General features: G+C 64.9%; 8 protein-coding genes. 2 read left to right on the forward strand and 6 right to left on the reverse strand.

The features are described 5' to 3' along the window. Positions 1–357: 357 nt before the first annotated feature. Complete coding sequence (locus tag ACL03I_RS09285; protein ID WP_412805665.1) at positions 358–4,998, forward strand: WD40 domain-containing protein; 4,641 nt, start codon at positions 358–360, stop codon at positions 4,996–4,998. A 148-nt stretch (positions 4,999–5,146) separates the two neighbouring features. On the opposite strand, the gene ACL03I_RS09290 is transcribed toward ACL03I_RS09285, so the two are convergent. The 4 genes from ACL03I_RS09290 to ACL03I_RS09305 all read right to left on the reverse strand — a co-directional run bounded on the left by ACL03I_RS09290 (position 5,147) and on the right by ACL03I_RS09305 (position 10,620). Then, the gene (locus ACL03I_RS09290; RefSeq protein WP_412805736.1) at positions 5,147–5,566 is read right to left on the reverse strand and encodes a M15 family metallopeptidase; all 420 of its coding nucleotides are present in this window, start codon (positions 5,564–5,566) and stop codon (positions 5,147–5,149) included. 268 nt (positions 5,567–5,834) lie between these two features. Further along, positions 5,835–7,610 carry an ABC transporter ATP-binding protein gene (locus tag ACL03I_RS09295; RefSeq protein WP_412805666.1) on the reverse strand — a complete coding sequence of 592 codons (1,776 nt, stop codon included), beginning with the start codon at positions 7,608–7,610 and terminating at the stop codon, positions 5,835–5,837. A 713-nt stretch (positions 7,611–8,323) separates the two neighbouring features. Continuing rightward, positions 8,324–8,806 carry a hypothetical protein gene (locus ACL03I_RS09300; RefSeq protein ID WP_355077488.1) on the reverse strand — a complete coding sequence of 161 codons (483 nt, stop codon included), beginning with the start codon at positions 8,804–8,806 and terminating at the stop codon, positions 8,324–8,326. A gap of 137 nt (positions 8,807–8,943) precedes the next feature. After that, complete coding sequence (locus ACL03I_RS09305) at positions 8,944–10,620, reverse strand: fumarate hydratase (RefSeq protein WP_356962016.1); 1,677 nt, start codon at positions 10,618–10,620, stop codon at positions 8,944–8,946. 274 nt (positions 10,621–10,894) lie between these two features. Between ACL03I_RS09305 and ACL03I_RS09310 the strand changes: the two genes are divergently transcribed. Further along, positions 10,895–11,365, forward strand: coding sequence for a MarR family winged helix-turn-helix transcriptional regulator (locus tag ACL03I_RS09310; protein WP_412805667.1), 471 nt, complete (start codon positions 10,895–10,897; stop codon positions 11,363–11,365). 4 nt (positions 11,366–11,369) lie between these two features. On the opposite strand, the gene mftD is transcribed toward ACL03I_RS09310, so the two are convergent. Beyond that, a complete protein-coding gene (gene mftD / locus ACL03I_RS09315; RefSeq protein WP_412805668.1) occupies positions 11,370–12,593 on the reverse strand; it encodes a pre-mycofactocin synthase MftD in 1,224 nt (407 codons plus the stop codon). Next, positions 12,590–13,291 carry a mycofactocin biosynthesis peptidyl-dipeptidase MftE gene (gene mftE / locus ACL03I_RS09320; protein ID WP_364428402.1) on the reverse strand — a complete coding sequence of 234 codons (702 nt, stop codon included), beginning with the start codon at positions 13,289–13,291 and terminating at the stop codon, positions 12,590–12,592. Before mftE ends, mftD begins: the two co-directional genes overlap by 4 nt. Positions 13,292–13,330: the final 39 nt, after the last annotated feature.

The raw sequence follows: 13,330 nt of genomic DNA on the forward strand, positions 1-13,330 counted from the left end.
TCAGGCGGTCTCCGCTCTGGTCCGGCACCTTCATCGCTCCCAAATTCCGGTTGGAGTACTAGGGCCTCCAAGTCCTCCAGCTCCTCCGATCACACCTTCGAAGCGGAATTTCGCATCAGGCGACAAATTGCCGTTGAACGCAGGCGTTCGCCCCCGAAATTTTTCGGCCTGGCCGCATGCCGCCGTCATCGGCGGATCATTTCGTTCGTCGCGTCGTCGGTGTCGCTGCATTCGAGACATGGATCGAGTTGTGTTGCGCCGCAGTTGATTAGCAAGACATACGACCCTTGCGCAGCTCCGATCGTCAAGTACCTTGAACGAAGCAACCCAGCGACACGAAAGACACAGGGCAGCCGAATGCGGATTCCTCCCATCATCGCCGAGACGAGATTGCGTACGGTTCACGGCTGGGAGGGTAACCAGGACCTACGGAGGGCGATCCAACTCGCCGTCCATATGGCCGACCGCATCGAGATCACCGTCGAGGAAGCGCTGGAAGTACTTTTGCCGGGCGGTAACTATGCGGTCAAACATAGGACTCTCGACCAAGTCGCCAAGAGCGTAGGTGCGTGCGGCGCCGATGTGACCCTGGAGATCATCGGAGCAAAACAGTTGTCCGGCTCTCGTCGTGTCGGATTCTCAGCGGAGCGGGTGACAGAATCCGAACCGCGATTGACCGAATTGGGGACGGTCGGTGAGACTTTTGTCGGCCACCAGGTCGCGACGGTGCAGCGGAACGGCAAGCCGTTGGTCCGCGTTTTCTTGAGTTATAACGCAAAAGATGCGACCAAGGCCGCCGAATTATGGACGAGGCTGCGCGAGTTCGCGTCTATCGATCGCACCTACCAGTTCGAATTCTGGGATTTCGCATCCGAAAGCCTTCTTCCTGGAGATGATTGGCACCAACGCGTGTTGGCGGCGATCGCGCAAGGGGATATCGGAATATTCGCCGTCAGTCATCACTTCTTGAATAGCGAATATATTCACCAGTACGAGCTGCCCGACTTCGTCTCCCGTCACGCGGCCGTGCCGGTGCTGCTCGAAGAATTCGATCTCGACATGGTGGATCTGAAAGGCCTCGAGGGGCGCCAGATATTCCGACCCGATGGCCGATCGTTCGACAGCATGCGGGGGGAGCGAGCGAAGAATGCCTGGGTAGAGGCGCTCCGCGACAGTATCCACCAGGTTCTCGAACGACGTGGTAGCTCCGCGCCGGAAATCGTGGGGGAACAACGACGAGCTCGGCCACAATTGTTAGATCTCGACGCCGTCAAGTATTTCGAACCACTTTATGGACGGCCCGGTCGCCTTCCTGGCGATCCGGACGCGGCGATACCGCAGGGTGGTTCGCGAGTCGACGCGGTAGAACATCTCGTCGAGTGGGCACGAGCAGGCGCTGCGCCGCTCGCCGCGGTGTTGGGTGAGTATGGCACCGGGAAAACGATAACTTGCCAAGCCGTCGTCCGTGAGCTGCACCGCAGACGGGAAGGCGGGGAATTGGGTTTGCCGGAACCCATGTACTTCGATCTGCGCCACGTGAGCAGATTGCGGCAACGCGAAATGGTTCCCACTCTGCAAGAAATACTCGACGAATGTATAGCGCGAGGCTGGAGCGCCGGCGAATCCGGCCGTCCGACCACGAACGACTTGCTGGACCGATCGAAACGCAATCCCGCGCTTTTCATCATCGACGGGTTGGACGAAGCGCTGGTTCATCTGAATCGTAGCGACGGAAATGTATTCACCAGAGAGCTTTTGTCTCTGCGTCCACCAGGAAAGGAGCGGGATCCGGTTGCAGGCAGAGACACAAAGATACTGCTGTCATGCAGAACGCACTATTTTCGGTCGGTTGCAGAACAGTATGGCCATTTCCTCGGCCAGCATCGCGAAACAGCGGATCGCGGTGACTTCGAGGCGTTGCTACTGCTTCCCTTCACGGAAGATCAGGTTCGCGCCTATCTGGCGCGCGCTGTCCCGGATCGCGACTCGGGGCAGGTCTACGAAATGCTGGCAAGTCTGCACGATTTGAGTGACCTGACGAGCAGACCTGTGACATTGAAGCTCGTAGCTCAGCAGGTATCGTTCATCGAGCAGCGCCGGCTCAAGGGTGAACCTACACACGCCGCCGATATCTATCAGAGGGTTGTAGAAACCTGGGTAGAGCGGGATGGAGGCAAAGAGCAACTCCGAGCCCGGGACAAACTGGCACTCACGGCTCGGCTGGCGGCGTGGATGTGGCAGAGGAACGACCGGATCCTCGATATCGGAGTCATCGAGGACTGGCTGCACGAGCAACTGGAGGCAGATCAAGCTCTTCATCGGAGGTACGGCCGAGTCCACCCGGACGTACTCGAAGAAGACTTGCGCACGGCGACGTTCCTGGTCCGTCAGGATACCTACAACGGCACACAAACCAAAGGGTTTCGTTTCGCGCACACCTCGTTCCAAGAATTTTTTGTAGCCCGATTTCTCCTCGACGCCATCGAGCATCGTCGAATGGACGACTGGAGCCTCGAACCCAGCGACGAAACCCTGGATTTCTTGGGCCAATTGATTCACGACCATCAGGATCGCGAGACTTTGCTGGATACACTTTCCGGTTGGCGTATCACTTACAAACGGCGCGCCAGCGAATTACTGCTGCGCTACGCGTTACATGCCGCGAAGCACAACCTGCCCGCGCCGAGAACCACCGGCATGGATTTGAGCGGTGCGGCGTTGCGGTACTGGGAGATCTGCGGGACTGAGCAGAACCCTATCGATCTCACTGGCGCCAGGTTGTCGACGGCTGATTTGCGAGATTCTCGCATCGACTTCGTCGATTTTTCACACGCCGATCTGACGGCGGTTCGGCTGGACAGGGCTACCGCGCACGGCTGTCGCTTCGAACACTGCGACCTCTCGCGAGCACAGATCGTCGGGGGTTTCCTGCACCACTGCACATTCACCTACGCTGATCTCTCGGGTGCTGATCTTCGTGGCCTTCGCCATGTAGGTGACGACGCCGCGTTGCCGGATCCGCCTCCGTCCCATAGACAGACTCTCACTTCCTCTCTGGTCCGAGCGGGCGGCTTCAGCCCTGGCGCGGTAGCGTGGGCTCCTGACGGAGCTCGACTGCTCAGCGGTGACGCCAATGGCGCGATACGGATTTGGGATGCCGATACCGGTGAGCCGCTCTCCACCTTCCGCATACCGTTCGGCAAGGTTTCGTCCGTTACGTGGTCGCCGGACGGTACTCGCATTCTGACCGGCGACAGCGAAGGGACAGCACGGATCTGGGACAGTGGTACCGGCTCTTTGCTGCTGGTCCTGACCCCACACGCCGGCTCCGTCTCAGCCGTGGCGTGGGCGCCGGACGGAGCCAGAATCCTCACGGGCGACAGCAAGGGCGCCATACAGGTTTGGAACGCCCGTAACGGTGCGAAGCTGCCGGCTCCTGCCAACCGGCAGGGCAGCAGGGTTCAAGCGCTGGCGTGGTCGCCGGATGGAAAGCGTTTTCTCACCGGCAATCTCGAGGGAACAGCGCGAACTTGGAACGCCGACGACGGGGCGCCATTACTGACGTTGACCCGAAACATCGGATCTATTTCAGCAGTTGCATGGTCGCCGGATGGTCGGCAACTCCTGACGGGAGGAAGCAACAGTGTCGTCCGACTCTGGGATGCCGACAGCGGCGTACAGTTGCGCACCCCGCCCAACAGCCACGACAGCGGTGTGGGGGCGGCCGCTTGGTTACCGGACGGCAGTCGTCTCCTCATCGGCAACCGGGATGGTTCCGTATTGATTTGGGATTCGAAAACGAACTATCGGACACAGGTCATGGCGTTCGACTTCCGTCGTGCCGCCGAGCCGGCCATGGCCTGGTCACCAGACGGGACCAGGCTGGTCACGGGAAGTGGTGACGGGGCCATTCAGGTGTGGGATGCGGAGACCAGTGAGCCGCTGGCGAGATCTCGGTATCGCTGGAGCGGTGTCGTAGCCGCGGGGTGGTCACCGGACAGCACCCGGCTCTTGATCCGAACCAGCGAAGGAACCGTCAGCGTGCGCAACGCCGACACGGGTATCCCTTTGGTGAATCTGACCAGCCACACCACCCCGATATCCGCAGCAACGTGGTCACCGGACAGCACCCGGCTTCTGATCCGAACCAGCGAAGGAACCGTCAGCGTGCGCAACGCCGACACCGGCGTCCCTTTGGTGAATCTGACCAGCCACACCACCCCGATATCCGCAGCGACGTGGTCACCGGACAGCACCCGGCTTCTCACCGGGGACAGCGAAGGGACCGCCACCATCTGGGATGCCCAGAGCGGCGCGATTGTTCGCAATCTGACCAGCCACAGCAGCCCGATATCCGCGGTGAGCTGGTCCTCGGATGGTACCCGCCTCCTCACTGGGGACAGCGAGGGGACCGCCACCATCTGGAACGCGGGTACAGGAACATTGGTGCGACGGTTGGTATGGAATTATCAGACCGGCTCTATATCAGCCATGGAGTGGGCCCCGGACAGTACCCGTTACCTTGTCGGCAGCAGGGAGGGGACTGCCACAGTATGGGACAGCAGGGGTAACGAACCACTGGTCACCTTCAGTCCGCATGGCGGTCCGATCTCCGCCGTGGCATGGTCGCCCGACGGAACCAAACTTCTCACTCGGGGTGAGAACAGCCCGGCCCGGGTGTGGGACGCGAACACCGGCGACCCACTCGAGGCAATCCAGGGCAGTGATCAGCGCATCGAAGCGCTGGCGTGGTCCCTGGACAGGACACGACTTCTCGCGAGTGAGGGCGACGGGTTCGTCAGTGTCCGAGATCTCGACGGCGTCGAACTTCTCCGAATAGTCGTGCTGCCCGAGAACGAGTCGGCCGCGTGGTCGCGATTCGAAAACCGACTGCATTTCGCGACCTCGGAGGCTTGGCGTTATCTACGTGCCGCTTGCTTCGACCCCGACGGGCGATTGATTGGACTTCAGCCATACGAGCGGTACTTCACACCGTGACTCGACGATCGTTGGGTGGAAGACGCTGCGGTGCAGACCTATCGGCAACGCGCCGCGCCGGCTCGAACTCCACACTTCGCGCGTACAGGGGTGGCGGGCACCACGCGCTGATACGAACCCACGGCTGACGGCTGAGTGTTCGGCCCGATCACCGCACGCTGGCGTCGGGGAGCATGGGCGGGCACGGTGCGCCCGGCGCGGTCTGCAGCTCGAAATGCCAGTACTCGTTCTCGAACGAGCGGCAGAGCCCCCATCGGTAGCCGTTCGTTTCGAGCCACCGCGCGCCCTGTTGCGGACCGACATCGATGGCGTCTCCGGACACGTGGGTGGACTCCTCCGGCGGCAGGACCCAGCGGCGCGCGTTGTCCGGCCCGTAGGTCGCCACACCGTCCTCCCACAGCGCCTGCTGCTCGGCGGGCGTCCGGTACCCGGACGTGATGGACAGCGGCACCCCCTGCGCGTGCGCCTCGCGTTCGGCCAAGGTGTAGGCCAGCGCCAGCTTGGGATCGAGCCCTTCGGTCCCCGTCGCCGAACCCACCGACTCGCGCTGCTCGATGGCGACTGCCATGTCGGCCTGCGCCTCCCCCGCCGAAAAACCGACCGCGACCAGCGCCGGAAGCACTGCCACCGATAGTCCCGCCGCCACCCGACTCCGCCCAGCATTCCCGAACACCATGCGCCGATGCTATCGCTTGCGATCACCTATGCCGGATATGCCCCGATCGCAACGCGCTCCCGCGCTACCGGCGCAGGACTTTCGCGGTGACCGGCGCACGGCAGGAGGCAGGTCGCCGCCGCACCGGAGCCGGCTCGGCAGCCCGGGCGGTGCGGGAGCTTCACGCGGATGCGGTGATCGTGTCCTTCGCGAGCTCGCGGTAGTACTCGCTCGAGGCCATCAGCTCGTCATGGGTTCCGATCGCTTCCACACGTCCGCCGTCGAGCACCACGACACTGTCCACGTCCCGAATCGTCGAATACCGGTGGGCGGCCACGAGAACGGTGCAACGTCCGCGCAGTTCGCGCAACGTCCGCAAGACAGCCGCCTCGCTGATCGGGTCCAGGTTCGACGTCGGTTCGTCCAGCAGAAGCAGGTCGGGCTCGGTCAGCAACGCGCGCGCGATCGCCAAACGCTGCCGCTCGCCGCCCGACAGGGACTGTCCGTGCTCGCCGACCTGCGCGTCCATGCCGCCGTCGAGCCGGGCGAGGACATCCTCGAAACCAGCGAGCTCGACCGCGCGCTCGACCTGCCGCTGGGTGGCGTGCGGATGAGCGTAGGTGAGGTTCTCCCGCACCGAACCGTGCAGGATCGGAGCGCCTTGCTCCACGAAGGCGATACGACGCCGATAGGGAGGCAGATGGAGGCGAGACACGTCGTGACCATCGAGGAGGATCACACCACCATCGGGCTCATAGAAACGCTCGATCAGGGACAACACCGTGCTTTTACCACTGCCGGATCGACCGACCAACGCGACTTGTTCGCCACCCGGCACCGTGAAAGACACTTCGTCGAGCGCTCGGCGGGACGACTCATAGGAAAAGGTGAGCGTACGGAGTTCTACCGTGGCCGGTCTGCGCCGCCCATCGTGCACCACTTTCCCGAGACCGGTCAGCGGGGCGGGATCCTCGGTACCGGTGTCGTCTTCGACGGCGACCCGAAGCGCTTCGGCGACGCGCTGGAACGCACCCATCCCTTTCTGTATCGATCCCAGCAGCGAGATGGCGCCGGCGAGCGGTGTGGCCAGAAATGTGGCGTACAGCAAGAACCCGACCAGTTCACCGACTTCCATCCGATCGCCTGCCACGCGAATACCACCGATCAGCAGCAGAGCGAGGAACGACCCATTGACCGCCGCCGAACTCGCCGGGCGGATGATCGCCTCCATGCGCGCGGCGCGGACACCGCTGTGCAACGCCTCGGCCGCCTTCGCGGTGAGGCGAGCCGCTTCCCGGTCCTCAGCCGAATTCGCGCGCACCGTTCGCAGTGAACTCAGGGCTCGTTCGGTGTCGGCGGCGAGTTCTCCGACACCGGTCTGCGCGCTCTCCGAGGCGGTTCTGATCCCCGCCAGAGCAACCGCCACCAGCAATCCTGCCGTGGCGATGGTGACCAGGGTCACCACGGTCATGAACGGACTGAGCCAGACCATGGCCGCCAACGCCGTGATCGCCGAGACCACCGATATTCCCAACTGCACCACGCTCGTCACCGCGTGCTCGCGCATCGCCGAGGTATCGGCGCCCAGTCTGGATGTCAGATCCCCGATCCGCATACGGTCCAGTGCCGGCATTCGCACCCGCAGCAAGCGCTCGACGACACGCGCACGCAGATCGAATACCACTCGTTCGCTGGTGCGCGATACGAGAAAGTCGCCGCAGGTCTCGAATAGCGCCTGTGCGACGAACACCACGATGAGCAATGCCACGAGCCCGGCTATCGCGTGCCGACCGGCTACCGCGTCGATGATCCGCATGGTCACCCAAGGCTGCACGAGGCCCGCGCCGGTACCCGCCAACAGCAGCACGGCACCGGCACCGACTTCCCTTGCGTGCCGCCGCAGTAGAGCGACCAGATCGCGATACCGAACTCGGTCTTCGCGCCGCAATTCCGACACTTCACCCCCCTGTGTCCGACCGATGAAGCAGATATCGATCTACTGCCATAGTCGTACGGTTCAGGGTAGGCGAACAAGTTCATTCCGGCTTCGAACGGTGCGTGGGCGGACAAAACGTCCGCTTCCGCCTCGGCGTGTTGTGAGACACAAGATCGACTTCAGCCGGGGCATCCAACTAGCGCACTACTCCACATGCAGCGCACTGCACGTGTGGACAACAGTCAGCGAATTCCACAGAAAACTCCACAACTTGGGATAATGTCCATCTGCTATGTCCGTTATGCGGCCAATTGCCCTCTTGCGGCAAACATTTCGCCCATCCTGGAACGAGTGATGTCCACAATCTGTGGATGTGTTGTGGATCACTACGGCATTCAACCTGCTACCAATCGCGAATTGGTCGCCGATAAGCGACTTTTGGGTGATTTGTGCCCTGTCGTGGACAACCGGAGGGATGAGATCGAGCCTCCGCGAGAAACTTTCGCGAGGCGATGTGTCCCTTTCGGCCGGTATGTCAGGCATACCCGGACCAAGACATCAGCACGGACATATTCCGCGAATCCCCGCGATCCGGGCGCGGCGAACCATTTCGAGCCGTAGACACACCGCGGGCGGCCGTGGCTCGCGCCGCCAGCCGCCCGTGAATCGGGTGAATCATCCACAGATGTCGGGAATTTCACATTCCCTCCCCAGTCATGTGAAGATCGGCCGCATCAGACGATACGGACCGGCCACACTCCCGGCGGGCCGCCCAGCGCGCTCGGACGCGACGGCGGCGCGGTCATCCGCACACCTGCCCGGCGAATCGACTCCGCCGCTTCCCTGTTGCGCGCGATCCGCTCCAGGATCTCGCCGCCGTGTGCGCGGGCATACGCGAGCGCCAGCCTGATCTTGCTCGCGTGCAGGTCCGATTTGGCGCTGAGCACGGCGATCCGGCGTTCCAGCGGTCCGTCCAATTCGCGCAGGCGCGCAACGACTTCCCAAACCTCCGGACCGGCCGTCAGCGCGGCGCGCCGGTCGTGCAGCGGACCGCGGAAAACGATTCCGGGGTGGTCGAGCTGGTCGACGCCTTCGTGGATCAGCCGATCGAGCAGTGTGGTACAGCTGGTTCCCTCACGGGCAGCGCGATCGGCCAACCGGGAGGCGGCCGACTCGGTGATACACAACGCCGTCGGTACTGGCCTGGACGTGCTCATAGCTCTCCTCGACCTGCATCGGTGCGGAAATCGACGAAGTTCTTCGCTAAGCGTGCCCGCTGCGACCGCACCACCGCCCCGGTGATCGGGGTGACATCGTCGTGTCCGGGCCTGCCGAGGCAGGCCCGGAGAACGACTCAGACGCGCTCTTTGGAGCGGGTGCGCACGCGCAGCGCGATCGGCTTCTGCGTTTCGGCGAAGAAGTCGTTGCCCTTGTCGTCGACGACGATGAACGCCGGGAAGTCCTCGACCTCGATCTTCCAGACGGCTTCCATGCCCAGTTCGGGGTATTCGAGCACCTCGACCGACTTGATGCAGTCCAGCGCCAGCCGCGCCGCGGGCCCGCCGATCGAACCGAGATAGAAGCCGCCGTGTTCCTTGCACGCCTTGGTGACCTGCGCGGAACGGTTGCCCTTGGCGAGCATGACGAACGAGCCGCCCGCCGCCTGGAACTGGTCGACGTAGGAGTCCATCCGGCCCGCGGTGGTCGGGCCGAACGAGCCGGACGCGTAACCCTCCGGCGTCTTGGCCGGGCCCGCGTAGTAGACGGCCATGTCGCGCAGATAGTCCGGCATCGGCTCGCCCGCGTCGAGCCGCTCCTTGATCTTGGCGTGCGCGATGTCCCGGGCGACGACCAGCGGACCGGTCAGCGAAAGCCTGGTCTTCACCGGATATTTGGACAATTCGGCACGGATCTCGTCCATCGGCCGGTTCAGGTCCACGCGCACCACGTCGCCACCGAGGATCGCGTCGGTCTGCTCGGGCAGGTACTGCGCGGGCTCGCGCTCGAGCTGCTCCAGGAACACACCCTCGGCGGTGATCTTGGCCAGCGCCTGCCGGTCGGCCGAGCAGGACACCGCGATGGCGACCGGGCAGCTGGCGCCGTGCCGGGGCAGGCGCACGACCCGCACGTCGTGGCAGAAGTACTTGCCGCCGAACTGGGCGCCGATACCGAAGGACTGGGTCAGCTTGAAGACCTCTTCCTCCAGTTCCAGATCACGGAAGGCGTGCGCCGACAGCGAGCCCTCGGTGGGCAGGTTGTCGAGGTAGTGCGCGGAGGCGTATTTCGCCGTTTTCAAAGCGAACTCGGCGCTGGTGCCGCCGATCACGACAGCGAGGTGGTACGGCGGGCAAGCCGCGGTGCCGAGCGAGCGGATCTTCTCGTCGAGGAACTCCAGCATCCGCGCGGGGTTCAGGACGGCTTTGGTCTCCTGGTACAGGAACGACTTGTTCGCCGACCCGCCGCCCTTGGCCATGAACAGGAACTTGTAGGCGGGGTTCGCCGGATCGCCCGCGGTGGAGTACAGCTCGATCTGCGCGGGCAGGTTCGAACCGGTGTTCTTCTCCTCCCACATGGTGATCGGCGCCAGCTGCGAGTACCGCAGATTCAACTTGGTGTAGGCGTCGAACACGCCCCTGCTGATCCATTCCGCGTCGTCGGCGCCGGTCAGCACGCCCTCGGACTTCTTGCCCATCACGATCGCGGTGCCGGTGTCCTGGCACATCGGCAGGACGCCGCCCGCGGAGATGTTGACGTTCTTGAGCAGATCCAGCGCGACGAAGCGGTCGTTGCCGCTGGACTCGGGGTCGTCGATGATCTTGCGCAACTGGCCCAGATGCGCCGGACGCAGGAAGTGACTGATGTCGTGCATCGCCGTTTCGGTGAGCAGCCGCAGCGCCTCCGGGGCGACCTGCAAGAAGGTGCGCCCGTTGTGCTCGAACGTGCTGACGCCCTCCGTCGTGAGCAACCGGTAGGGGGTATCGTCCGCGCCGATGGGCAGCAGGTCTGAATAACGGAACTCCGGCGCGGTCACCAGTCGCACTCCTTCGAACGGGCCCGAACACCGCGAACGGCCGGGCTGGTCACGAGCACAGCGAGCCTAGTCACCGCCGCGCACGCCCCTGCTGGTTAGGCAACCCTATCTCGGACAGTTGGCCAGCAAAGGTTGCACGTTCAACCCCGGTGATGCTACCTCTCATCTCTGAGAAAGCGTTCGGGCGGCCGAGTCCGGCCGCGCGCGGACCGTTCCGCGCCGCACATCGCGACACGGAACGATCTTGGGACAAATCGGAGTTTGGAGCGCTGTCGTGACCGATCCCCAATGGCTCGATGACGTCGAGATGCGCGCCTGGCTGGGTTTCGTGCGCACCCGCGACCTCATCGCCGCGGCGGTCGGGCGGGATTCCACCAAGGAGTCCAACCTCACCTACGTCGAATACTCGGTGCTGGCCTATCTGGCCGACTCGCCGGACCACCGGCTCACCTTCGCCGATCTGGCGGCCAAGCTCGAGTGGTCGCAGAGCAGGCTCTCCCACCAGATCACCCGGATGGAGAAACGGGAGCTGGTCGTCCGTGAGCCGATCCCCGACGACGCCCGCCGCACCGCCGCCAAGCTCACCCCGTTCGGCGCCGATGTGCTCACCGACGCCGCGCCCGCGCACGTGCAGAGCGTGCGCAGGCACATGATCGACATCCTCGATCGTCAGCAGCTCGCCGCCCTGGCCGACATCTACGACACCTTGCTCGCGCACCACCGGCGGGCGGCGGCCGAGAACTGACCGCTCAGGCGGGCGTGGCCGCGTGGTCCGCCGGACCGCTTGCCGCGGAGCGGTTTTCGGGCAGCCCGAGCGCTCGCTCGAACCCGGCGGGCACCACCACGTCCGAGCGGTCCAGATCGCCGACGCTCGTCTTGCGCAGACCCAGCAGCGCGGAATCGATGCCGCCGCGCAGGATGTCCAGCACGTTCTCCACGCCGGCCTGCCCGTTCGCGGCCAGACCCCAGAGATAGGCGCGCCCGATCATGACCGCCCGCGCACCCAGCGCCACGGCCTTCACCACGTCGCTGCCGCGCCGGATGCCGCCGTCGAGCAGCACCTCGATCTGCGCGCCCACCGCGTCCGCCAGCACCGGCAGCGCGCGGATCGCGGCGGGGGTGCCGTCGAGATTGTTGCCGCCGTGGTTGGACACCGAGATCGCCGCCACACCCGCGTCGACCGCACGCAGCGCGTCGTCCACCCGCATGACGCCCTTGAGCAGCACCGGGCCTTCCCACTGCTCGCAGATCCAGCGCACATCGGCCCAGTCCGGCGCGGGCGTGCCCATCCATTCGCCGTAGGCGCCGAAGAAACCCGGCGCGGGCGCGTCGCCGATGGCCATGTTGGGCGCGGTGAGATCCGGAATGCTGCCCGACCGCGCATAGGTCGCCAGCCACCGGGGACGCGCCAGGGTCTGCGGCGCGAACTTCAGCATCGTGCGCAGGTCCAGCTTCTCCGGGATGACCGGGCTGCCCCAGTCCCGCCCGTGCGAGAACGACCAGTCCAGCGTCAGGATCAACCCGACCGCGCCGGCCCGCTTTGCCCGGTCCATCCGCTGCTGGATCGCGTCCTTGCCGCCACACCAGTACAACTGGAAGAAGGTCGTCGGGTTGGCCGCGATCACTTGTTCGATCGGCTTGCTGGCGAACGAACTCAGGCCCATGGCGATGCCGCGCGCCGCGGCCGCCCTGGCGACGGCGACCTCACCGTCGGGATGCACCGCCTGCACACCGGTCGGCGAGATCAGCACCGGCATCGAAAGCTGTTGCCCCAGTACGGTCGTGGACTGGTCGCGCGCGCCGATCGGCCCGGCCACGTGCGGCGCGAAACCCAGTTCGGTGAACGCCCGCTGATTGTCCTCGATGGTCTGGCCGCGCTCGGAGCCTGCGATCAACGCGCCGTACACCGATTTCGGCAGGCGCTTCTTCGCCCGCCGCTGCGCTTCGGCGACGGTCTCGAACCACGGGTTCATGTTGCGGTCCTTTCCGGGGAGTTCTCCGGCCACCAGTGCCGGGTTCGGTCGAGCAGGTCGGTGCTCAGGTGATCGAGCAGTGCCGCGCCCTCGGCGGCGGTCGCGCCCGCCGGGTCGCCGAGCACGCCGTTGGCGCTGACCGCGCGCACTCCGCCGCTACGCAGCAGCGGCAGCAGTTCGGCCAGCGGGCGGGTGTCCCCGGCCGCGGCGCGGTCGGCGTGCACTCGCTCGGGCGCGAGGGCCAGTTGCAGCGCCGTCTCCGACCGGCCCGCGTGCGGGTCGCCGTCGAAGCGCGGCAGGTACACGCGCACGTCACGCGATTCGGCGCGCAGCAGATCCTCGGCCCGGCGCAGCGGTTCGATGTTGCCGCCGTGCCAGTTGACCAGCAGGATCCGCTCGAAGGCTTCGGTCGCCGAGCGGCACAGCTCGACCACCAGCAGTTCCAGCGCCGCCTGCCCGATCGACAGCGTGCCGGGAAAGCCCGCGTGCTCGCCGCTGGCGCCGTACGGGATCGCCGGTGCGGCGAGCACGTCCGCGCGCGCCGCGGCCAGCCGGGCGCACAATGCCGCGGCGATGTCGGTGTCGGTGGACAGCGGCAGATGCGGGCCGTGTTGCTCGGTCGCGCCGACCGCGACGGCAAGGATCGCACCCGCGGTGGCGCGCACGCCCGCCTCGGGCCAGGTGAGATCCGCCAACATGCGGCGAGATTATCGTCAGTCACTGACAAAATCAAGGGC

It is taken from the genome of Nocardia sichangensis (genome assembly GCF_047200615.1).
In the GTDB taxonomy this organism is placed as follows: domain Bacteria; phylum Actinomycetota; class Actinomycetes; order Mycobacteriales; family Mycobacteriaceae; genus Nocardia; species Nocardia sichangensis.

Bases quoted from the DNA above. Each gene is read 5' to 3' on its own strand.
- ACL03I_RS09290 (WP_412805736.1), bottom strand. From the start codon at position 5,566: ATGGCAGTCGCCATCGAGCAGCGCGAGTCGGTGGGTTCGGCGACGGGG.
- ACL03I_RS09285 (WP_412805665.1), top strand. From the start codon at position 358: ATGCGGATTCCTCCCATCATCGCCGAGACGAGATTGCGTACGGTTCAC.
- mftD (WP_412805668.1), bottom strand. From the start codon at position 12,593: ATGAACCCGTGGTTCGAGACCGTCGCCGAAGCGCAGCGGCGGGCGAAG.
- mftE (WP_364428402.1), bottom strand. From the start codon at position 13,291: ATGTTGGCGGATCTCACCTGGCCCGAGGCGGGCGTGCGCGCCACCGCG.
- ACL03I_RS09300 (WP_355077488.1), bottom strand. From the start codon at position 8,806: ATGAGCACGTCCAGGCCAGTACCGACGGCGTTGTGTATCACCGAGTCG.